The organism is Bacteroides timonensis, from assembly GCF_000513195.1.
GTDB classification, from domain to species: Bacteria; Bacteroidota; Bacteroidia; order Bacteroidales; family Bacteroidaceae; genus Bacteroides; species Bacteroides timonensis.
This window is the reverse complement of sequence record NZ_CBVI010000057.1, coordinates 118658-140836: the sequence shown is the minus strand read 5'-3', so window position 1 is coordinate 140836 and position 22179 is coordinate 118658. Positions and strand designations below refer to the sequence as shown.

The following is a 22179-nucleotide window of genomic DNA, read 5'->3' as shown; positions in this document are numbered from 1 at the left end:
ATAAGTTTCTTCAAGTCCTTCTTAATAGATTTCTTTTCGGTTGCATTAGTAGTATTGTCATACCTTTCCTTAATGGAGGTGTAAGTACTGAGTTGGGTAGTAATCTCCGTTTTAATCTCTTCATCACTCTTTACTTTCAATTCATCATTAGTATTAGTAATGAACGTAAGAGAGTTGTATCTTCTGTCTCCGTCCAACTTGTTACGGAAACGTCCTTGTATCTGAACTGATTCCGTAAATGGGTCAATCATTGAATGGTTGGCTTGCTTGTAATTGCTAAGTACAAGTATGTCTGCTAACTTATTAATCTTAACATCCACTGCTGAGAAGAAGCGTGAGGTGAAGAGATTAACCTTAGCTAATGGCAATTCTAAATGATCATGTGTATTATGTAATTCTCCCTTTTTAAGCTTCTTCACGCTCTTATCTGAACAGAATACTTTGTAATCTTCGTCCTTAATCAATCCGTCTGTCAGTAGCTTCTGTACAATGCGAGCGATACCGTCAGTAGTCTTATAAAAGATACAGATACATTTGGAAGTGGAGAGCAATCTCCTTAACTCTTCGAGTAGAGTTCTGTTAAATGAACGAGTAATAATCAATGTTGCATCTTTCTTGTAGTCATAATCGGGGACAATTCTCAACCATTTAAAACCATCAACTAAAAATTTACGGTTACGTGTCCCTAACGGAGTAGCTGAAACGTATGCTTTACGTTCATAATCGAAGAAATCCTTGATGCGGATGGTTGGTCTGAAACCTGTATCTTGTATTAGCTTCTCACATTCATCATACAAGCAAAAGTAATTCTTATGCCAGTCAATTCCTAACTTCTTAAATGTGGGTATTAGTTTTGTCTTGTAGCCTTCGGGAGTAGTAACTAACTTCTTAGGCATACATTTGTCATTCTGTAAATAGGCTTCTATTTGTTTTGGAGTAGTCTTTTCATAAATACCCAAGTAATCAGTTCCTTCCGTCTTACCGATAATTACAGGAACATTAGGCTCTAATACGACAGAGTTGCGTTTACATTCCAATTCGGCATAAGTAGCACCAATGCCCGGCTCAACTTTCTCAATAATACGATTAGTCGGAGTGCCGTTATCGGGATAACCTTCCCGTGTATAAAGGTCTAAGAGTGTTTCACCTTTACTAATTGTTAGCTCCTCACGTTCGAGGTTGATTGTATTGAATGAGAGTTCCATAATCTTGTTTTTTAGTAGGAGGAAATCTTTCGAAAGTTGCTTGTATGGGCACTTTGCAAATTTGCTCCTAACTGGGATTATTAATGTAGAAGTATGTTTAAAAGTGGATTTTAGAGAGGAGAGGGAGCGCACTCCCCCTTTATTCCCCATTGTTACAGATTGAAGTAGTCTAGCTTGTTAATAGTCAACTGTTCGTGGATGAACTTCTTAACATCGTCGGTGAACGGTATGTTGAACTTTACTTCACCTCTGTAGAACTGGAAACTTCCACGGAAGTAGGTGATACCATTTCTTTCCTTGTCTGCTTCACGATAGAAACGTTTGAAGTCTCCTCTCAGACGTTGCAGAAGTTTCAATTGGAAGTTACTGGTATCGTTTACCTCTTGCTCCTGTTTGAAAAACTTGTCCTCAGTGCTGATACCTTTACCATTGAGTAACTCCAGTATAACATCAATCGCCTTGTCGTTCACGAATGTACCCCTCTTCTCCACTATGCCATCAAGTTCAGCAATGATGTAGAGGTATGCTTTACTTTTAGTGTTGTAGGGTACAACCGTTATCCTAGCAAAATTGAAAACTGCGTTATACAACCATACAATGACAGCTAGGTCAACATACACAGGTGGCTCATTTTTCATTGCTGTAATTCTCAGTTTACCTCCATTGTCCTTGTCTACCTTTAAGCTTTTAGCGGGTTCAACACTTGAAGTATTATCTACTTCTTTACCACTCTCAATTGCAGTCTCTCCTGCTGTCTTAATCATTTCTACCATGATTATAATTGTTAAAATTATTAATTATGTAATCTAATCGAGAGTGGTGCGCACCGTTTGTCTTTCGATTACGTTGCAAAGTTGGGGAATACTTAGAAGGTGGGTAATAAAGAATAAGAAGCGATTTGAAGGGATTTCTTTAGATGGCAAATTATCAGCGATTTAGCTAATTTAAGGACATAAAAAAACTACCACGTAATTACATGGTAGTCTGTGAGGATTGATAGATTATTAATTACCAGAGATGTTCTGTGGATTGATTGTTTGGCGAGAAGTTATAGTCTTCTGTCTGTTTGGGCTTCCACATAGGTTCATAGCCTTGCTTCACTAAGTAGGCTATTGCCGCATTGGTTGAGTTCTCATCATTATTAAAACTATCTTCTTTAAACAATAGTTTCATGTAGTCCAGTGTCATACGTATCTGTTCATTCTTTGTCTTTAGTGAAGAATACTTCTGTAATAGGTGAAAAGTGCCATACATGGTAAGATTGTAGGCTGCGTTATTGGTTTTTCTGCCTTTCTTTTCTGAATACACTTCCTTTAATTCTTCTTGGGCTTCCTCCAGACCATTAACTCCCAAGTAGATGTATAGGTAGTTATCAAGTAAATCAGTAAGCCAATGATATGAATTATTAAGAGTAATCTTTTTAACTCCATTATCAATGGTGATAGAATTAAGTGCTCTCAACTCTTTTTTCTTACTAGGTGAGACCTCTTAGTATTAAGCAACTCATAGAGCTTTAGCATTTCTGGACGGACTTGTTGGAGGTAAGGAAGAGTGTCCTCTGACATGGTAATGTCTGTGTAGAGTTCTCCTTTTACATGCTTGTCGTAAATGGCAGCTACGATTAAAAGAGTTGTTCTGATTGTTTCGCTGCTGTCTTCCTCTTCATAATCCTGTAACAACTTGTCCAACTGCTTTGAGATGGTATCATTGGAGAAGGGAATGATAACTTCATGCTCTGTGTCCATAATGAAACTGATTTCATCGAATTGGGTGCTTGTTGAGGCTGGTCTTGGTGCGTAACGGTGATAATCGAATGCGCCATTATCAACTGCGTATTCATCTAAGAATGGGCAGGCAATCATGTAATTATTAGCGACTTCATTACTAACTCCATTGGGGTAGTGCTTTTGGTAAGTTGCGAGTAATTCGCCTGTAAACATAGCACGTCTGTAACCGAAGTACTCAGTCAGTACAGGTTCTAATCTTTTTAATTGGGGGATTGAGATAGTAAGTGTTTCCATGTTGGTTTACGTTTAGGCTGCTAAGTTAAAAAGAAACTCCCACCTACAATAATCGTAAGTGGGAGAAATTGAGAACTATTCTTTAAATACGTACTTCATTACTTTAGCATTAGCCTTGTTCTCATTAACAAAGTCTCGTTCAATGTAGATGTCCGTTACTCTCATTGATTCATCAACATGGTTTAATGCAGCGTGTACAGTGTACTTGTCAATACCTACTTTGTTGAGTGCAATGGTAGCCCATGAATGCCTTGCTGCGTAGTATTCTAAATCATACACACCCAACAATTCACCAATTTCTTTTAAACCGTAGTTGATGGCTTTATTGAAGTTTCCTTCATCTGCATAGTAGCGGAAGAAGTTAAAGAGTCGTTTGCCACTTGGGTCTTTGTACTTCTCAACCAGTGGAAGAATTGTTTTAGGAATGTTCACCATCATTTTTGCACCATCCAGCCTACGAGCTTTGGTCTTGGTTCTGTTGTAAGTAATGGTGTCCCCTGTTCTTTCTGTGGCATTATAAAGGTCTGCTGAGTTCATACCCATCAGACAGAAGGAAAGAATGAAACAGTCCTTAGCCAAGTTGTAGCGACAAGTAGACTTGTAGCCTTTCTTAATGTCTTTATAAGGCAGCTTCCACACCTTCTTTATGATGTCTGCTGGAATGGCTCTTTTACGGGTAGCTTCCTGTCTAGGTATCTCGAAGTCCTCAAAGGGTGAGTTGGGAATAAGAATAAGGTTCTTGTCCTTCTTATTGAACTTGCGTTTAGCTTCATTGAACAGCTTCTTAATACTTACCAAGTAAAGGGATAGGGAGCGATTAGAAGGAACACGCTTACCCTGTTGCATTAATCTTTTTGTTCGTGCTTCACACTCTTTATTCAAGAATGCTTTGAAGTTCTCCAGAAAGTCGGTAGTAATCAGATTTACGTCTAATTCTTCTTTGCCAATGAAACGTACCAAAGCATTAATTGCAGTCGTGTAATTGGGTGCACCTTTTATTGTGGCTGAGGCTATCCATTCACGACTGAACTTTATAAAATCAATGGTTTGTTGCTTCTCCTGTTCATGGTTTAAGAGGTCGAAAATCTCATCTAGGGAGTAGTTGTGTTGGTCTACTCGGAAATTGCGACATTGCTCCTTGTAGTACATCACAAGGTCATCAATTTCCTTTTTGGTGGGAGTGTTCTCTTTAAACTTAAAGTTCTTAGTGAGTTCATTGGAGGTTACGAACAGGCTTGTGGATAACCTTTTCACCTTTCTGTCCATTGTAAATCTTACCTTGACGTTATACGTCTTGTCACTTCGCTGTTTGTCCTGTTGGACTTCTGCTTTAATTGTTAGCATTTTAAGTAGGTCATTTGGGGTCAACAATAGGTCAACAACAAGAGAATTTAAGTAGAATTTAGCCTCCTTTCAGCACTAAAACAGTCACTCTTAAACGCAAAAAATCCTCGATAATCTACTGATTACCAAGGATTCTCTAAGTGACCCCGGTGCGATTCAAACGCACGACCTTCAGAACCGGAATCTGACGCTCTATTCACTAAGCTACGGAGCCTAAATGCGGGGACAAAAGTATAAAAAAATCGGGCATATTCCTAATGATTTGTCTTTTTTTACAGTAAAAGCCTATAAATAAGAATATTATTTTGAGAGCCACAACTGGTTAATAAGAAACAAATTGCTCATAAAATTAGCCAAATACGATGCAAATATAAATATTATACCTATATTTGCCGAACAAAAACATAGTACACACTTATGAGTTATCTGATAAAACCAGAGGGTTATAAACCCTTATTGGACTTAAAACAAACAGAATTAGGAATCAAACAGATCAAAGAGTTCTTCCAATTGAACCTTTCATCGGAATTACGTTTGCGTCGCGTCACAGCCCCGCTTTTCGTATTGAAAGGTATGGGTATTAATGACGATTTGAATGGCGTAGAACGTGCCGTATCATTTCCTATCAAAGATTTGGGAGATGCGCAAGCCGAAGTAGTACATTCTCTTGCCAAATGGAAGCGATTGACATTGGCAGACTATAATATTGAATCCGGATATGGTATTTATACGGACATGAATGCCATACGCTCAGACGAAGAGTTGGGAAATCTTCATTCTCTCTATGTAGACCAATGGGACTGGGAACGTGTCATCACTACCGAAGACCGGAACGTGAACTTCCTGAAAGAAATTGTGACCCGTATTTATGCAGCCATGATACGTACAGAATATATGGTGTATGAAATGTACCCTCAGATTAAGCCTTGTCTGCCTCAGAAGTTACATTTCATTCATGCGGAAGAGTTACGTCAACTTTATCCGAATCTGGAACCCAAATGTCGCGAACATGCCATTACGAAAAAATATGGTGCTGTATTCATTATCGGTATTGGCTGCAAACTAAGCGATGGAGAGAAACACGACGGACGTGCCCCGGACTACGATGACTATACCACAGAAGGGTTGAATGGTCTTCCGGGCCTGAATGGTGACCTTTTATTATGGGATAATGTATTGCAGCGCAGCATTGAGCTATCATCCATGGGTATCCGTGTAGATAAGGAAGCTCTGCAACGCCAGCTGCAACAAGAGGGAGAAGAAAAACGACTGGAACTCTATTTCCATAAACGCCTGATGAATGACACATTGCCCCTTTCTATAGGTGGTGGTATCGGTCAATCACGTCTTTGTATGTTCTATTTAAGAAAAGCTCATATCGGCGAAATTCAAGCCAGTATCTGGCCGGAAGATATGCGTGAGGAATGTAAGGAACACAATATTTACTTGATTTAATACCCAGATACAAATAGAAAAGGCAGAGGTTTTATGATTTCTGCCTTTTCTGTTTATCTCTGTTCGAAGAAATAAAAAGAATGCTCTATTACGGGAATCAGATTAAAATTGTATCTTAGCATCCGAAACTTTTAACACACAAAATTATGAACGTTCAAATAGAAGAAAGTTGGAAAGCACGTTTGGAACCGGAATTTGAAAAAGATTATTTTCATACACTAACGGATTTTGTACGGGAAGAATACAGCCATTATCCGATATACCCTCCGGGAAAGCTCATATTCAACGCTTTCAATCTTTGCCCATTCGATAAGGTGAAAGTAGTTATCATCGGTCAGGACCCTTACCACGGTCCCGGACAAGCTCATGGTTTATGCTTTTCTGTGAACGACGGAGTTCGTTTCCCTCCTTCATTGATTAATATATTCAAAGAAATAAAAGATGATATTGGTACAGATGCTCCCACCACTGGAAATCTGACCCGCTGGGCCGAGCAAGGTGTCCTGCTCCTGAATGCAACCTTAACTGTCCGTGCCCATCAGGCAGGTTCTCATCAGAACCGCGGTTGGGAGACTTTTACGGACGCCGCCATACGCATCCTTGCCGAACAACGTGAACACCTCGTATTCATCCTCTGGGGATCTTATGCACAGCGTAAGGGTGCATTCATCGACCGGAGCAAGCATCTTGTTCTGACTTCTGCGCATCCCTCTCCCCTATCTGCCTACAATGGCTTCTTTGGAAATAAGCATTTCAGCAGAGCGAATGCCTATTTGAAAGAACATGGAGAACAAGAAATAGCTTGGTAAAAAGCAATTCCTAATCAGAAATAAAGATATCCCCTTCTACACTGAAGCATTCCGATAAATAAATCGTTTCAACAGTATAGAAGGGGATATTTTTTATGAAAAAGCAAATGCAGTGAAAGAAATATCAAATGGATTCTTAATACCATTTAATATTAGTCTGTGTCTGACTCTTCTTATCATATTTCAAATCTTGCAGAATACTGGCATTGGCACGGATTACGAAGCTATAGTATTTCCATGTACCAAATGGAGAAAGACTGGCAGACATGCTGAAACAGTGCAAGTCACGCGTTATATTGAAAGAAGTCTGCACTATCTTTTTAGCATTAAAGTCATAACCGGAGTTGAAGCTGACTGCCCACTTATTGGAAATCTTAACATTACCATTAATATTAAGCGCATTCAGACTAAACTTATACGGATAACGCATGCTCTCTCTGTTGATTGGTCTGGAGGTATCTTCTGTTATATTAAAGCCTGTACTCAGATTTATAGACCAAGGCATTTTGAAAACCTGATAACCGTCATCATCTACAGCAGCTTTTTCCTTCTTCCGCTTGGTAGGCGTATTACTTGTTCCCGCATCATCAGTTTCGTCACTTTCACTGTCCGCATCAGTCTGTTCGTTTCCTTTTCCATCATCTTCACTCTTCTCTCCGGTAAAGAATGCTTTCCACTTCTTCCATGTATCGTTATTAAGCGTATAACTGAAAGAGTTCCCATAGCCCTGGAAACGCCCAAAACGCCCGTAAGACCACTCTGTGCGGTCACTCGTTACAACCCTACCGTTTTTATCAAAGGCATAAGCATAAGTAGCAAAGACTGAACTCATACTGAAGGTATAGTTCTTACTCAATTTCAAACGCAAATTTAATGTCAGGTTACTCCATGGACGCACCTTAGCAGCCGTATTATAAGAAATACTCGCACCCAACTCATCAATCAGACTGACCTTGCGTATTGAGTCATTCTTATCCTTATATTTCATTTCCAAGTTATTGGATATCTGGAATGAAATATTTCCAGATCTTCCTTGTCCAGGCACTCCGAACATTTGTCCGGCATATGGAGAATAAGTGATCGTATCTTGTGTTCCATCAGCATTGGGTTTAATATAAGTATCATAGTAACCATAGCGGGAAGAACCAAAGTCAGGAGCTGCACTAATACTGACAGAAGGAGTTATGACATGTCGAATCTGTATTTCCTTTTTCTTCATAAACAAAGGTTTATACATACCATAAATCTTTGTATTAACACCCAGACTGGCACTATAGTTATATACTCGATGGAAACCATAAATAGTATCAGTTTCTACTTCCCGCCCACTAGTACCTATATTCGGATCCCAGTCTTTCATCACCTTACGTGTATACCAACGCTCCGTATAACTCACCGATGGAGTTACATTGAAGTACTTGAACAATGTAAACGTAGCACTGATCGGTATTTCATGCTTCATTCCGTTCTTCCAGTCCTTCACCAGATTAGACTTGAACAGAAGATCATCTTTCGTAGTAATACTGTTAGAGAGGCGACCGCTATAGCGGAGAGAAATCTTTTCATACCATTTCTCATTACCTACAGCATTTTTCCGTTTGAAAGGAAAAATAGTACTCAAGGTAATATTCAAATCCGGTAAAGTTACGGCAATCGAAGAATCCTTCATACTCTGCGCAATATTACCGGTAGCCGCAATAGAAAGTTTCTGATCGGGGAAGTTACGTGAGTAGCTGACACTGGATGTTTTGGTATTCTGCGTCATAGCCTGCGCATTGTACATATTACCGATATTAGTACGCTCATAACTACTGGACGAGAAGTTCACACTGGCCGAGAATGACGAATTTGGACTGGCTTTGGGATCCTGGCGATGTGACCAAACAACTTTGAAGTCTTTTGCTACTGCATAGTCATCCAGGCCTTTATCACCGGTTTTAGTAACCTGATAGCTGGCTTGAAACAGACCGGAGAATTTATAACGAACATTATAATTAGTTTCCGCATTCAAAGCCCAGGAACCTTTTGTAAAGATATCACCGCGCAGCTTCAAATCCATCTTATCGCTGATAGCGAAATAGTAACCGCCGTCCGTCAAGCCAAATCCACGGGTAGAGTCATCCATATAACTTGGCATGATGAAACCTGATGAATAACTACTGGAGAAAGGAAAGAAGAAAAACGGTACGGCAAGAGGTAGCGGGACATCCTCAATAACCAGATAAGCAGGGCCCGTCACTACATTTTTCTTGGGGCGTACTTTGGCATAGGTCATCTGCATGTAGAAGTGAGGATGATCGTGATTATCACAGGTAGTATAACGGCCACTCTTCATGTACAGCTCATCGTTCATACCCTTCTTAGCATTATTACCAGTCACATACCCCTCGCCTTGCTGACTGACTACATTACTGATCAGCCCCTTTTTACTCTTAAAATTATACCGAATCGTATTCGTCTCATAAGGTGTATCCCCATCTTTGAAGACCGGTCTTCCCTGTATGACTTTTAATGAATCTTCCACACCATGGGCAAAAACCGTACTACTGTCCATATTCATAGTAATCACCTCGGCAGCCAACTCTATCTTCTGATAGTTCACCTTCCCATCTCCATATAAATTGGCAATACCATTCTGAGTGAACACAATAGAGTCAGTAGCTTCATAAATCACCGGAGCATCCAAAGGCTGCTTTTTCTTACCGGCAGACTGCAATTGTATCGTATCGTTTTGCAGAGTATCCCCCTTCAACAAAGTATCTCTTCTTTGTACACCTTCTATATTAAAGGTATCTGTCCGCTCGCTTCCTGTGGGAACAGTCCTTCCACGCCGACGTTGCGAAAAAGCCTCGCCGGAGAGCAGGAGTAAGACAAGTAGTAGTATGAATGATATGAATGTATTTGCTTTCAATGGCGTAATCAACTTATAGTTTCCGCTTGAAGGGGCAAAAGTACGTAAATTATACGGATAATCTCCCTTTTTAAAGAAATTTAGATTGCTACAAGAACTGTTCGCACCAGCGATCAAAACGTTTCAGACCTGCATTACCGAAATTAGAAAGACTTTTTCGGGCTTTCTCCACTGTTTTTTCCCGCTCCAGATGAGTCTTGGAATAAAACTTATCGGCAAAACAAACAACTTGCTCTTCCAAGCTGACCGGGAGCATATCCCGATGAGGTACTGGCAGGTTTTGCGAAATAATATCGTCCAAAGATAGTCCTGCACCCGTATGCCTTTCACATACTAATGCATGACGGGGATATCCTTCCTGACGCATCAGATCCGCCCCTAAATAACCATGACAGACATAGGGCTGATCGCCAAAACAGAAGATGCCCGGAGCATTAGTCAGAAAGATGCCTATATCATGCAGCATGCCGGCTTCATATAAAAAGTCTTTATCTAACTGAAGCTCCGGATGGTGATCAGCAATTGAAAGAGCCTTCTCGGCCACCAAACGACTATGCACCAACAAGATGTGTTTCCGTTCATTATCCTCCGGATAATATTTATCGATGATTGTAACGGGTGACATTTATTTCTTTTTAAACTTATACATATAAATCTCATCACGCAAATCGCAACTGCGCTTCTTCGTAAGGAAAATCTCTTCAAAGTCGTATGTATTTCCAAATTCTTCAAACAACAGTTCTTTTCCTCTCTCCGGCAAAACAACATATCCCTCACCGGACGGCAAATCCTTCTCAAAATGACGCATCTGATCATTCATATAGAAGTTTGCACAATAGAAGCTCATGCCATCATATGAGTAGACCGTTCCCTGCGGCACATATTCCCTGATTTGGTTAACCAGGTGCTTGTCCGATTTAACTGCCAACACTGTAGGTTGATAGACCCCATCCAGAGAAACGAAAAGACAAAGCATACATCCGGCGATACTATATAATAAGGAGTAAGCGCCGGCCCGCTTCGCTACTCCCATCCATGTGCAGACAGCCGCTATCAAAGGAAGCACCACCAGACACCATTTAGGAATAGACAGAGAAACCGCTTCCAAAGCATGCATAAAAGATACATTTTCAGCAGCATGACGGCCGGTTCCAAAAAGACTATCCGGTATCAGCCCTAAACGTACCACTATGAAAGTAACCGTAAGTATCAAACACAGAGACGCAAATATATGTGCAGAGATTTTAAATACTTTTGCCCCACGCTGCACCAAAGCTAATAAATATTCAGCTATCAGCACTGCCATAAATGGATAGATGGGAAGCAGATAAACACTACGTTTACTCTTGGGGATGCAATAGAATATGAAAATAAAGAGAATTACCACCCATGTGAACAATTGCAAGGGCGACTGTGAACGGAATTTTTTCCAGGCTTTTCCGATACGTTCACTGAAAGACGTTCCCTCAGGTAATACACGCATATTCTTCCATTTCAGTCCAAAGAGAGAAATCAGCAATACCAGGGTCCAAGGTATCCAACCCCAGATTATAGTCAGGAAATTATACCATATCGGATTCTCATGTGAGGCATAGGACATCTTTCCCATGAAACGCCCGGTATTCTCTTCCAACATTAAATCGACAAAAGACTGTCCGCCTTGTGCATAAGCAGCGCCCGCCCAGGCTGCATAAGGAATCAGAGAAAGGATTCCTACAGGCAATAGCAAAAAGAATGTCTTCCAGAAAGAACGTCCACGTAACAACTGGTAAAGACCGATACAGACACATGGAAATATAGAGCCTACCGGTCCTTTGGTCAATGTGGCACAGCCCATCAGCAAAACAGCCAGCCAGGGAATGCCGCGGCACTCTTTCTCATCCCAACGAAACAGCAAACACAATGAAATAACAATAAGCGATACCTGCACCATATCTACACGACAAGCGACCGCTGCCCGATGTACTTCAAAAGAAGACAGAAGAAGAATAGAAGTCAGAAAAGCCGTTTTTGCACCTTTACGTTTTGCTATAAAAGAGAAGAACACCAACTGCATAGCCAAGAATGCAATGGCAGACGGCAGACGGGATGAATACTCTGACACTCCTCCAAAAAGGGAAGAGATGGCAGCAATGGTCCAGTAAAGGAAAGGAGGCTTATAAGCTATATCGGTTCCATAATTCACCGGAAGTATCCAGTTACCACTCTCTAACATAGAAAAGGCAACAATGGCCTCACGCGGTTCCCCCTTAGAATAAAAAATGGTTTCCCCCAAAAAAGGGAGCACCACAAGCATACTGAGTAGCGCTATAAAACAGAATGCTTTCTTCCTATCATCTGACATATATTTCTGTTTTTAATGATTTCTGTGCGCAAAAATACAAATTATTCTGCAACAATCCCTAACTTTGCCATTTCAATTCCATGAATATGAAGAGACTGAAAAAACTTCCGGAATTTATTCGTTTCATTATGGTAGGCGTCTTTGCCACCGCTCTGCACTATGGTTTATATTTTATATTCCAGCGGCTCATCAATGTGAATATAGCCTACAGCATAGGCTACATACTCAGTTTTATTGCTAATTTTTATCTGACATCTTTTTTCACTTTTGGAAAGAAACCATCTTGGAAGAAAGCTTTTGGCTTCGGGGGAGCCCATCTGATCAACTATATCCTGCATATAAGTTTACTGAATCTGTTCCTTTGGTTAGGCTTTTCTAAAGCCCTCGCCCCTATACCGGTATTTTCTATTGCCATTCCGGTAAACTTCCTGTTAGTGAGATTTGTTTTCAAATACAAAGAAAGATAATTTGTTTTTCTCCCGATTTCTTACGAATATTGCAAAAAGAATAATTGATTATGGAAAAATCGCCAGTACTCGCTATCGTAGTACCTTGCTACAAAGAAGAAGCTGTATTACACGAAACACATAAAAGACTCAGTCTCCTATTGGATAAACTGATAGCTGAGCAGCGCATTTCCCAGGAAAGCTATATCTTATATGTAAATGATGGCAGTACAGATCAGACTTGGCCTATCATCAAGGATTTACACCAAAATACCCCCTATGCCTGCGGGCTGAATCTAGCCGGAAATGTGGGACACCAAAATGCACTCATGGCCGGACTGAATGCCGTCAAAGAACGATGTGATGTTGCCATTTCCATAGATGCCGACTTGCAAGATGACGTCAACGCCATTCCCGAAATGCTCGAACGCTACCGGGAGGGATGTGACATTGTTTATGGCGTACGCCGGGAACGCAAAACTGACACTTTCTTCAAACGTACCACTGCACTCGCTTTCTACAAGTTGATGAAAATAATGGGAGTAAAGTCGGTTTATAACCATGCGGATTATCGCTTGATGAGTTGCCGTGCTATCCAACAACTTTGCCGTTTTCGCGAGCGCAATCTCTATCTGCGCGGACTGGTGCCTCTCATCGGTTACCAAACCGCCTGTGTTTACTATAATCGCGACAAGCGTTTTGCCGGAGAATCGAAATATCCATTCAAGAAGATGTTGAACTTTGCCATCGACGGAATCACATCTTTCTCAGTCAAACCTGTGCGCATGGTTTTCTGGCTGGGCTGTATTTTTATACTGATAGCCGTATGCGTCACCATCTGGACGCTACGCGCTTACTATTTCCACGACACTGTGCCCGGATGGTCATCTCTGATGATTTCCCTCTGGCTGGTAGGTGGTACAATATTGGTATCCCTGGGAATTGTAGGCGAATATATCGGTAAAATCTACATTGAAGTAAAGGACAGACCAAGATATAACGAGGAAGAATTGCTGTTGCGTTAATGTTGCGCTTCTTCCCTCTTTCTTTTTTTCCATAGCTGCCAGCTATTGATCAGATTCTGCCATAAGACATAAGATCCCGGTCCCACGGAGGAAAGTGGATTCAGATAAGTATATGCCATCCAGATAGCAAGAACCGTATTTTTCTGTCCCAGTGCCTGCCCGCCACTGATGCGGTCATTATAACGTCCACCTATATTCTTACCCAGAAAGAATTGCAGGCAACAAGCCACTAATCCGGCAAAGGCTATCAGTATTTCCACCGAAACCGGTGCATCACTGATTACCAGGGAACGAACTGTTTGTCCGGATACAATAGCAAGCGCTACGCCCCACAAATAAAAAGCAAGATCATGGAAACCCAATAAAAAATGGTGTACACGGGGCATAAATACTCTCAGAAACCACGCCAGGAAGAAAGGGAACAACAACAACGGGAACACTTTACTCAGGATTTTCAAGAAAGCGGCAAAGAAAGTCATGTCAGCATGAGGCTCTACTAACGGAAAAACCAAAGGAACCGCTACTGCCGCCAGCAAATTAGACAATAAGGTATAAGTAGTCAACGTAGATGCACTGCCTCCCAACTTGCCAGTGATGACAGCCGCTGCAGTAGCAGTTGGACAAATCACACAAACCATCGCCCCCTCAAATACTTCCCGATATATTTCATCCATCGGACAGCATACCAGCAAAGCGGCAATCGCCAGACATGAAATTGTCTGAAACAGCAGCAACCAGCCATGCCATGCTTTAGGTTTCAGTTCATTCAGTTTTTCTACTTTACAAAAAGTAAGCAACAGTTGGGCAAAGATCAGCAGCGGAGTAATATACGCAATCAAATCACTAATATATGGTTTGGTAGGCGCCAAGAAAGGGACATTTGCAAGGATAAAGTATCCCAAAGTACCTGAAAGCATCGCCAGTGGCAATGTCCAGTTCTTAAGAAAACGAACTAACATACCTTTTTTCTATTTAATTTGCGGGTGCAAAGTTAGTCTGTTTTAAAGAAATCTCTCACAAATCCCGGGGAAAAGTAACAAAACTTCATGTAAAACGTGAGTTTTCTATAAATTTCCACTACATTTGCAACGACTTTTGGGTATGAAACTATATAAACGACACATATTATATATCTGTATTTGCTTCGGGCTGTTCATCTCTCCTTTTTGCACTACCAGCATCGAAGCAAAAGACTTCGTTGTCGTTATTGACGCCGGACATGGCGGTCATGACCCTGGTGCTTTAGGCCGAATCTCTAAAGAAAAGACTATCAACCTGAATGTTGCCCTCAAATTAGGCAAACAGATAAAAAGGAATTGCCCTGATGTAAAAGTGGTATATACCCGTGAAAGAGATGTATTTATCCCACTTGACAGACGCGCGGAAATAGCCAATAATGCTAAAGCAGATTTATTCATTTCCATTCATACCAATTCCGTAGCGGGCGGTAAAACAGTCAAAGGAGCCTCTACATGGACGCTCGGTTTAGCCAAGTCGGATGCCAACTTAGAAGTCGCTAAACGGGAGAACTCCGTAATTTTATACGAAAGTGATTACAAGACGCGGTACGCAGGATTCAATCCAAACTCAGCCGAATCTTATATCATCTTTGAATTCATGCAAGATAAATACATGTCTCAGAGCGTACACCTTGCCTCATTGGTACAGAAAGAATTCCGCCATACCTGTAAGCGTGCAGACCGTGGTGTACACCAGGCGGGGTTCCTTGTATTGAAAGCAAGTGCCATGCCCAGCATCCTGGTAGAACTCGGTTTCATATCCAATCCGGAAGAAGAACGTTACCTTAATTCGGAAGCGGGAACCACTACGCTTGCCAACGGAATATTCCGTGCTTTCCTGTCTTATAAACGTGAACATGAAATACGGATGACAGGAAGCAGCCGCACCCTACTACCGGAGGATACGGACGCCGGCAGGGTAGAAGAAGAGATACCTGCCCCCCCCGTTTCCAATAACACCGAAACCAAACAAAATACAGAAAAAGTAGCTGACAGGCAAACCGATAGTGCTGCTCCAGTGTTTAAAATACAGATACTTACTTCTTCCCGTCCGCTTGCCGCCAATGACAAACGACTAAAAGGGCTGAAAGGTGTAGAGTATTATCAGGAAGGCGGACTTTGTAAATACACATACGGTGCATCGACCGATTATAATAAGGTATTACGAACTAAACGGGAGATAGCACCAAAATTCAAAGACGCATTTATCATTGCTTTCAAAAACGGAAAGAAGACAAGCGTCAGCGTTGCTATCGAAGAATTTAAAAAGAAAAGAAATAAATAATAAGACTATAACATCATGATGAAGTATCTTACTAAAGAAGTTAGAATAGGAATTGCGGGCATTATTGCTCTCTGCATATTGGTATATGGTATTAACTACCTGAAAGGCATTCATATGTTTAAGCCTACCAACTATTTCTACGTCAAGTTCCATAACATTAATGGACTGACCAAATCAAGTCCGGTCTTTGCCGATGGCTTTCGCGTAGGTATTGTACGCGACCTTTATTATGACTACAATGAACCGGGAAAAGTGGTAGCGGAAATAGATGTAGACCCGGAACTGCGTATTCCTAAAGGCAGTACCGCTGAATTAGCCTCCGAACTGATGGGTGGTGTAAAAATGAACTTACTACTTGCCAATAATCCACGCGAAAAGTATCTGACAGGTGATACCCTACAAGGCAATGTCAACAATGGTGTAATGGACCAGGTAGCCACCATCATGCCTCAGGTAGAAAAGATGCTTCCCAAACTGGATTCCATCCTTGCTTCACTGAATACAATCCTTGGAGACCCGGCAATTCCCGGTACACTGCACAGCGTGCAAAACACAATGGCAAGCATGGAAGTCACCAGCAGACAGTTACAGGCCATTATGAGTAAAGATATTCCCCAGCTTACTAAAAAGCTGAACACTATAGGAGATAATTTCGTCACTATCAGTGATAATCTGAAAGAAATAGATTACGCTGCCGCATTTGCCAGAATAGATTCGACTTTAGCAAATGCAAAAATGATTACAGACCAATTAGGCCGGAAAGACAATACAATCGGCTTGTTGTTAAACGATCCATCGCTTTACAATAATTTGAATGCCACAACAGCCAATGCTGCTAGCCTTCTTGAAGACCTGAAATCACATCCGAAAAGGTATGTTCATTTCTCCCTGTTCGGCAAAAAAGATAAGTAGGAAAAATCTCTTTAAATAGAATAAGTCTAAATAATAGGAGCAAACAGAATTGGAAGAAAAAGCCTCAGTAAGTCCATGTAGAAACTAAAGTATTCCCATCTGTCAGATTATTTAAAAAGTTAAAAAACTTATTCTCTTCTTGTATATCATCCTAAAAAACAGATACTTATAAAAATACAATAGCCTCCCTGTGGGGCTATTTACATGAAACAAGATAAGTAGTTGAAAGTAAAGAGATTATTGTTTTTAGATAAAAAGCAAGAAAAAACACATTTGTTTTTCTCAAATAAGATTGCGAATTTTGCATGCGTAGAAGTTTTGCTTAATTAATAAATGTATTTAAAGCCGTTATGAGTGAATTAAATCATGTCGGGCTATGGAACCGCTGTCTTGAAATCATCAGAGACAATGTTCCGGAGCAGACATACAAAACATGGTTTCTCCCCATCATACCTTTAAAATATGAGGACAAGACGCTGGTCGTACAGGTACCCAGCCAGTTCTTCTATGAGTTTTTGGAGGACAAGTTTGTTGACTTGTTGCGTAAAACTCTATATAAAGTTATTGGTGATGGCACCAAGTTATTGTATAATGTTATGGTGGATAAGAGTTCACGTACTACCGTCAATCTCGAATCTACTCCCCGCACTATTATTCCACAGAAAAAGGTAATCGGCAGAGAAATACCGCAAGCTCCTATTGCAGATTTAGATCCGCATCTGAATCCTGAATACAACTTCGAAACATTTATAGAAGGCTATAGCAACAAACTTTCACGCAGCGTAGCAGAAGCTGTCGCTCAGAACCCGGCGAAAACAATTTTCAATCCGTTGTTTTTCTATGGAGCGTCGGGTGTGGGAAAGACGCACCTTGCAAATGCTATAGGCACAAAAATCAAAGAACTCTATCCGGACAAGAGAGTGCTATATGTATCGGCACATCTGTTCCAGGTACAATATACCGACTCTGTACGCAACAATACTACAAACGATTTTATCAACTTCTACCAATCAATTGACATATTGATTATTGATGATATTCAAGAATTTGCCGGTGTCACCAAAACACAGAATACATTCTTTCATATCTTTAATCACTTACACCAAAACGGTAAACAGCTTATTCTGACTTCAGACCGTGCTCCCGTATTACTGCAAGGCATGGAAGAGCGACTCATCACCCGTTTCAAATGGGGTATGGTAGCTGAGCTGGAAAGACCAACCGTAGAATTGCGTAAGAACATCCTGCGTAATAAGATACACCGTGACGGGTTACAGTTCCCTCCGGAAGTAATCGATTATATTGCAGAAAATGTGGGTGACAGCGTGCGTGACCTGGAAGGCATCGTCATCTCCATCATGGCGCATTCTACTATATATAATAAGGAAATTGACCTGGAACTGACGCAACGCATTGTACGGAAGGTAGTAAAAAGTGAAAGTAAATCTGTTACCGTTGATGACATCATCAACGTGGTATGCAAGCATTTCTCACTGGATACCGCTACTATCCATACTAAATCACGAAAACGCGAAGTGGTACAGGCACGCCAAATAGCCATGTTTCTCGCTAAATCCTATACAGATTTTTCGACGGCTAAGATAGGTGCATTAATAGGCCACAAAGATCACGCAACCGTATTGCACGCCTGCAAAACCATTAAAGAATTACGGGAAGTAGACAAAACTTTCCGCGCAGAAATAGATGATATCCAAACATCATTAAAAAAGCAGGGTTAAAGACCCTGCTTTTTTATTACTTTCCAAAGATTCTCCGACATCACTTCGTTATCTTCTTTCTTATAACGTACATCCGTAAAGACTTGAGCCAGAGTTTCTTTGTTGTTTTCAAAAATAAATTGCTTATTTTCGGGCAAAGATTCCTTATAGGCATACAGACGATCTATGTCTTCAGGAGTATAATCATGATACGTCTCCTCATGTACAATAGCTTCCAGCGGTAATCGATCTACCTGTGCAGGCTCCTCGGCAGGCCAACCTACCGTCACTGTTGTAATAGGAAATACCAATTCTGGTAACTCCAGGGCTTCGATTATCATTTGCGGATTGTAAGTCGTCGTACCCAGATAACATATACCTAATCCTTTTTCTTCCGCAGCCACACAAAAAGTCTGTGCTGCCAGCAGGGCATCTACAGAGCCAGTTACGAACCACTCTAAGTTATTATACCCGGGAGTTGCTTTTCGCTGTTCGCACCATTTAGTAAAACGGCGCAGGTCTATACAAAATGTCAAAACCACAGGTGCAGTTTTCACCATCGGCTGATTGAAATGAGCCGGTGCCAACTTAGCTTTCCGTTCTGCATCACGCGTTACAATTACACTGTACACCTGCATATTTCCGACTGTAGAGGCCCGAAATGCAGAATCAAGCAAATCATTTAACAAATCCGAAGAAATATCTTTCTGTTGATATTTGCGGATTGTTCTTCTCTGTTTTAGGATTTCCATTCTTTTATTTTTTTGCAAATATAGAAAAAGAATAGCAAATTGTTGTCAAAGAACGAGTTTAAAGTTTATCTACGTTTTCTAAAATCAATTAGCCTGTTTAATCAAAGTCCAAAAACAATTTTCTTTTTTGGAAACTTTTTGTTCATACAACAATGCTAATATTTTATAAATCAGCAAACTATTATTCAGAAATGGAAATCTCACAGCCTGTTCATAATTTATTCTATTTTTATTTTGCTATAATAAAAAACATTCTTAGCTTTGCAATCGCATTTGTTAATGATAGGTATTACTTCTACACTCTTACTTATTAAAAAATAAATCTAAGGAAAAAAGAATCGTGGAAAAACAAACTTATTCTTACGAGGAAGCTTATGAAGAATCTTTACGATATTTTCAGGGCGACGAGTTAGCTGCACGTGTTTGGGTAAACAAGTACGCAGTAAAAGACTCTTTCGGAAATATTTACGAGAAATCTCCGAAAGACATGCATTGGAGAATAGCCAATGAAGTAGCCCGCATCGAGGCTAAATACTCTAATCCATTAAGTGCAGAGGAACTATTCGATCTGCTCGACCACTTCAAGTACATCGTTCCGCAGGGAAGTCCGATGACCGGAATTGGTAACAACTATCAGGTAGCCTCTTTGTCTAACTGCTTCGTGATCGGAGTAGATGGAGAGGCGGATTCTTATGGTGCCATCTTCAAAATAGACGAAGAACAAGTACAACTCATGAAACGCCGTGGTGGTGTAGGACACGATTTGTCGCACATCCGCCCGAAAGGTTCTCCGGTGAAAAATTCGGCTTTAACCTCTACCGGCCTGGTGCCATTTATGGAGCGTTACTCCAATTCTACACGTGAAGTCGCTCAGGACGGACGGCGTGGCGCACTGATGCTAAGTGTATCTATCAAACATCCCGATTCAGAAGCATTCATCGATGCTAAAATGACGGAAGGCAAAGTAACAGGTGCCAATGTATCTGTGAAACTGGACGATGCATTTATGACCGCTGCTATCACAGGTACTCCATATATTCAACAATATCCTGTCAATGCTGCTGAACCAACTGTGCAGAAGGAAATCAATGCAACCAATTTGTGGAAGAAGATCGTTCACAATGCATGGAAATCGGCAGAACCGGGTGTATTGTTCTGGGATACCATATTAAAAGAATCCGTACCCGATTGCTATGCAGACCTGGGATATCGCACTGTTTCCACCAATCCATGCGGTGAAATTCCTTTGTGCCCGTATGATTCCTGCCGTTTGCTGGCTATCAATCTTTATTCTTATGTGGTAAATCCTTTCAAACCGGATGCATACTTTGACTTTGAATTGTTCCAGAAACATGTAGCGTTAGCTCAACGTATTATGGACGATATCATCGATCTGGAATTGGAGAAGATAGAACGCATCATGGAAAAGATTGATGCTGACCCCGAAAGCGAAGATGTGAGACATACAGAACGTATATTGTGGGACAAGATTTATAAGAAGAGCGGACAAGGACGCCGTACCGGTGTAGGTATTACTGCCGAAGGTGATATGCTTGCTGCACTGGGATTGCGTTACGGTACGGAAGAAGCTACCGAATTCTCTGAAAAAGTACACAAGACCGTTGCCCTGAGCGCTTACCGTTCATCGGTAGAAATGGCAAAAGAACGTGGTGCATTCGAAATTTACGATACCGAACGTGAAAAGAATAATCCGTTCATCAATCGTTTGCGCGAAGCAGATCCCCAGTTGTATGAGGATATGAAGAAATACGGTCGCCGCAATATTGCCTGCCTCACCATTGCACCGACGGGAACCACCAGTCTGATGACTCAGACTACCTCAGGTATCGAGCCTGTATTCTTGCCCGTATACAAGCGTCGCCGTAAAGTAAATCCGAACGACACCAACGTACACGTAGACTTCGTGGATGAAACAGGAGATGCTTTTGAAGAATATATTGTCTTCCACCCCAAGTTTGTTACATGGATGGAAGCACAAGGACACAATCCTTCTAAACGTTACACACAAGAAGAGATCGACGTATTGGTTGAGCAATCACCTTATTATAAAGCAACCTCAAACGACGTAGACTGGCTGATGAAAGTCAAGATGCAGGGACGTATCCAAAAATGGGTAGACCACTCCATCAGCGTGACCATCAACCTGCCGAACGATGTGGATGAAGACCTGGTAAACCGCCTGTATGTAGAGGCATGGAAATCCGGTTGTAAAGGTTGTACGGTTTATCGTGACGGTTCACGTTCGGGCGTGCTCATTTCTGCCAAGAGCGATAAGAAAGAAGAAATGCCTCCTTGCAAACCGCCTACGGTAGTAGAAACCCGTCCGTCAGTTCTGGACGCCGACATCGTACGTTTCCAGAATAATAAAGAAAAGTGGGTGGCATTCGTCGGTTTGCTGGACGGACATCCTTACGAAATCTTCACCGGTCTTCAGGACGACGATGAAGGCATTATCCTGCCGAAGAACGTTACTTCCGGACACATTATTAAGAAGGTGGACAAAGACGGCAGTAAGCGTTACGACTTCCAGTTCCAGAACAAACGCGGATATAAAGTCACCATCGAAGGTCTGTCCGAAAAGTTCAACAAGGAATACTGGAACTACGCCAAACTGATCTCCGGAGTATTGCGTTATCGTATGCCTATCGAACAGGTTATCAAGCTGGTCGGCTCTTTGCAACTGGACAGCGAAAGCATCAATACCTGGAAGAACGGTGTGGAACGCGCATTGAAGAAATACATAACGGACGGCACAGAAGCCAAAGGCAAGAAATGTCCGAACTGCGGCAACGAAACACTTGTATATCAGGAAGGTTGCCTCATTTGTACCACTTGCGGAGCTTCACGTTGCGGATAAAAACAGATCTGCGAAATGCAAGCACAAACGTTTGCATAGGAATTTAAAAAACTTA

17 protein-coding genes, 1 tRNA gene and 1 pseudogene are annotated in these 22179 nt (G+C 41.3%); 8 read left to right on the top strand and 11 right to left on the bottom strand.

What is annotated here, in order from left to right:
* The 6 genes and pseudogenes from BN161_RS12115 to BN161_RS12095 form a co-directional block, all read right to left on the bottom strand.
* Positions 1–1205 (bottom strand): annotated as a pseudogene (locus BN161_RS12115) (hypothetical protein); the annotation flags it as partial.
* A 152-nt stretch (positions 1206–1357) separates the two neighbouring features.
* Positions 1358–1978: a hypothetical protein gene (locus tag BN161_RS12110; RefSeq protein WP_044266433.1), complete on the bottom strand. Its 621-nt coding sequence runs from the start codon at positions 1976–1978 to the stop codon at positions 1358–1360.
* Between the two features lie 235 nt (positions 1979–2213).
* Entirely contained in the window at positions 2214–2666 is a 453-nt protein-coding gene (locus BN161_RS30510) for a hypothetical protein (RefSeq protein WP_244436481.1), read from the bottom strand.
* Positions 2663–3226, bottom strand: a complete 564-nt coding sequence (locus BN161_RS30505; protein ID WP_244436480.1) for a hypothetical protein — start codon at positions 3224–3226, stop codon at positions 2663–2665. Before BN161_RS30505 ends, BN161_RS30510 begins: the two co-directional genes overlap by 4 nt.
* A gap of 75 nt (positions 3227–3301) precedes the next feature.
* On the bottom strand, positions 3302–4570 hold the full coding sequence (locus BN161_RS12100; RefSeq protein ID WP_044266431.1) for a phage integrase SAM-like domain-containing protein: 1269 nt from the start codon (positions 4568–4570) through the stop codon (positions 3302–3304).
* Between the two features lie 141 nt (positions 4571–4711).
* Positions 4712–4784, bottom strand: a tRNA-Arg gene (locus BN161_RS12095).
* A gap of 203 nt (positions 4785–4987) precedes the next feature.
* Between BN161_RS12095 and asnA the strand changes: the two genes are divergently transcribed.
* Both asnA and BN161_RS12085 read left to right on the top strand, forming a co-directional pair.
* Positions 4988–6025, top strand: a complete 1038-nt coding sequence (gene asnA, locus BN161_RS12090) for an aspartate--ammonia ligase (protein ID WP_044266429.1) — start codon at positions 4988–4990, stop codon at positions 6023–6025.
* 146 nt (positions 6026–6171) lie between these two features.
* Positions 6172–6834 carry a uracil-DNA glycosylase gene (locus BN161_RS12085; protein ID WP_044266427.1) on the top strand — a complete coding sequence of 221 codons (663 nt, stop codon included), beginning with the start codon at positions 6172–6174 and terminating at the stop codon, positions 6832–6834.
* A gap of 136 nt (positions 6835–6970) precedes the next feature.
* On the opposite strand, the gene BN161_RS12080 is transcribed toward BN161_RS12085, so the two are convergent.
* The 3 genes from BN161_RS12080 to BN161_RS12070 all read right to left on the bottom strand — a co-directional run bounded on the left by BN161_RS12080 (position 6971) and on the right by BN161_RS12070 (position 12089).
* Entirely contained in the window at positions 6971–9754 is a 2784-nt protein-coding gene (locus BN161_RS12080) for a putative LPS assembly protein LptD (protein WP_044266472.1), read from the bottom strand.
* Between the two features lie 79 nt (positions 9755–9833).
* On the bottom strand, positions 9834–10370 hold the full coding sequence (locus BN161_RS12075) for an HD domain-containing protein (RefSeq protein ID WP_044266424.1): 537 nt from the start codon (positions 10368–10370) through the stop codon (positions 9834–9836).
* On the bottom strand, positions 10371–12089 hold the full coding sequence (locus BN161_RS12070; protein ID WP_044266422.1) for an ArnT family glycosyltransferase: 1719 nt from the start codon (positions 12087–12089) through the stop codon (positions 10371–10373).
* Positions 12090–12175: 86 nt separating this feature from the next.
* Here BN161_RS12070 and BN161_RS12065 point away from each other — a divergent pair, with 86 nt between their 5' ends.
* Complete coding sequence (locus BN161_RS12065; protein ID WP_044266471.1) at positions 12176–12556, top strand: GtrA family protein; 381 nt, start codon at positions 12176–12178, stop codon at positions 12554–12556.
* 50 nt (positions 12557–12606) lie between these two features.
* A complete protein-coding gene (locus BN161_RS12060) occupies positions 12607–13560 on the top strand; it encodes a glycosyltransferase family 2 protein (RefSeq protein WP_044266419.1) in 954 nt (317 codons plus the stop codon).
* Here the strand turns inward: BN161_RS12060 and BN161_RS12055 are convergent.
* The gene (locus tag BN161_RS12055) at positions 13557–14519 is read right to left on the bottom strand and encodes a transporter (RefSeq protein ID WP_044266416.1); all 963 of its coding nucleotides are present in this window, start codon (positions 14517–14519) and stop codon (positions 13557–13559) included. The two genes, BN161_RS12060 and BN161_RS12055, sit on opposite strands and share 4 nt — an antisense overlap.
* 142 nt (positions 14520–14661) lie before the next feature.
* Between BN161_RS12055 and BN161_RS12050 the strand changes: the two genes are divergently transcribed.
* The 3 genes from BN161_RS12050 (at position 14662) to dnaA (ending at position 18515) form a co-directional block, all read left to right on the top strand.
* Positions 14662–15864 carry an N-acetylmuramoyl-L-alanine amidase family protein gene (locus tag BN161_RS12050; protein WP_044266413.1) on the top strand — a complete coding sequence of 401 codons (1203 nt, stop codon included), beginning with the start codon at positions 14662–14664 and terminating at the stop codon, positions 15862–15864.
* 18 nt (positions 15865–15882) lie between these two features.
* A complete protein-coding gene (locus BN161_RS12045) occupies positions 15883–16776 on the top strand; it encodes an MlaD family protein (protein WP_044266469.1) in 894 nt (297 codons plus the stop codon).
* A gap of 350 nt (positions 16777–17126) precedes the next feature.
* Positions 17127–18515, top strand: coding sequence for a chromosomal replication initiator protein DnaA (gene dnaA / locus BN161_RS12040; RefSeq protein ID WP_044266410.1), 1389 nt, complete (start codon positions 17127–17129; stop codon positions 18513–18515).
* Here the strand turns inward: dnaA and BN161_RS12035 are convergent.
* Positions 18512–19246, bottom strand: a complete 735-nt coding sequence (locus BN161_RS12035) for an NADPH-dependent oxidoreductase (RefSeq protein ID WP_044266408.1) — start codon at positions 19244–19246, stop codon at positions 18512–18514. The genes dnaA and BN161_RS12035 overlap by 4 nt on opposite strands.
* A 340-nt stretch (positions 19247–19586) precedes the next feature.
* Between BN161_RS12035 and BN161_RS12030 the strand changes: the two genes are divergently transcribed.
* On the top strand, positions 19587–22124 hold the full coding sequence (locus BN161_RS12030) for an adenosylcobalamin-dependent ribonucleoside-diphosphate reductase (protein ID WP_044266405.1): 2538 nt from the start codon (positions 19587–19589) through the stop codon (positions 22122–22124).
* Positions 22125–22179: the final 55 nt, after the last annotated feature.

Bases quoted from the DNA above. Each gene is read 5' to 3' on its own strand.
- BN161_RS12050 (WP_044266413.1), top strand. From the start codon at position 14,662: ATGAAACTATATAAACGACACATATTATATATCTGTATTTGCTTCGGG.
- BN161_RS12100 (WP_044266431.1), bottom strand. From the start codon at position 4,570: ATGCTAACAATTAAAGCAGAAGTCCAACAGGACAAACAGCGAAGTGAC.
- BN161_RS12035 (WP_044266408.1), bottom strand. From the start codon at position 19,246: ATGGAAATCCTAAAACAGAGAAGAACAATCCGCAAATATCAACAGAAA.
- BN161_RS12085 (WP_044266427.1), top strand. From the start codon at position 6,172: ATGAACGTTCAAATAGAAGAAAGTTGGAAAGCACGTTTGGAACCGGAA.
- BN161_RS30505 (WP_244436480.1), bottom strand. From the start codon at position 3,226: ATGGAAACACTTACTATCTCAATCCCCCAATTAAAAAGATTAGAACCT.
- asnA (WP_044266429.1), top strand. From the start codon at position 4,988: ATGAGTTATCTGATAAAACCAGAGGGTTATAAACCCTTATTGGACTTA.
- BN161_RS12110 (WP_044266433.1), bottom strand. From the start codon at position 1,978: ATGGTAGAAATGATTAAGACAGCAGGAGAGACTGCAATTGAGAGTGGT.
- BN161_RS12070 (WP_044266422.1), bottom strand. From the start codon at position 12,089: ATGTCAGATGATAGGAAGAAAGCATTCTGTTTTATAGCGCTACTCAGT.
- BN161_RS12065 (WP_044266471.1), top strand. From the start codon at position 12,176: ATGAAGAGACTGAAAAAACTTCCGGAATTTATTCGTTTCATTATGGTA.
- BN161_RS12055 (WP_044266416.1), bottom strand. From the start codon at position 14,519: ATGTTAGTTCGTTTTCTTAAGAACTGGACATTGCCACTGGCGATGCTT.
- dnaA (WP_044266410.1), top strand. From the start codon at position 17,127: ATGAGTGAATTAAATCATGTCGGGCTATGGAACCGCTGTCTTGAAATC.
- BN161_RS12045 (WP_044266469.1), top strand. From the start codon at position 15,883: ATGAAGTATCTTACTAAAGAAGTTAGAATAGGAATTGCGGGCATTATT.
- BN161_RS12075 (WP_044266424.1), bottom strand. From the start codon at position 10,370: ATGTCACCCGTTACAATCATCGATAAATATTATCCGGAGGATAATGAA.
- BN161_RS12060 (WP_044266419.1), top strand. From the start codon at position 12,607: ATGGAAAAATCGCCAGTACTCGCTATCGTAGTACCTTGCTACAAAGAA.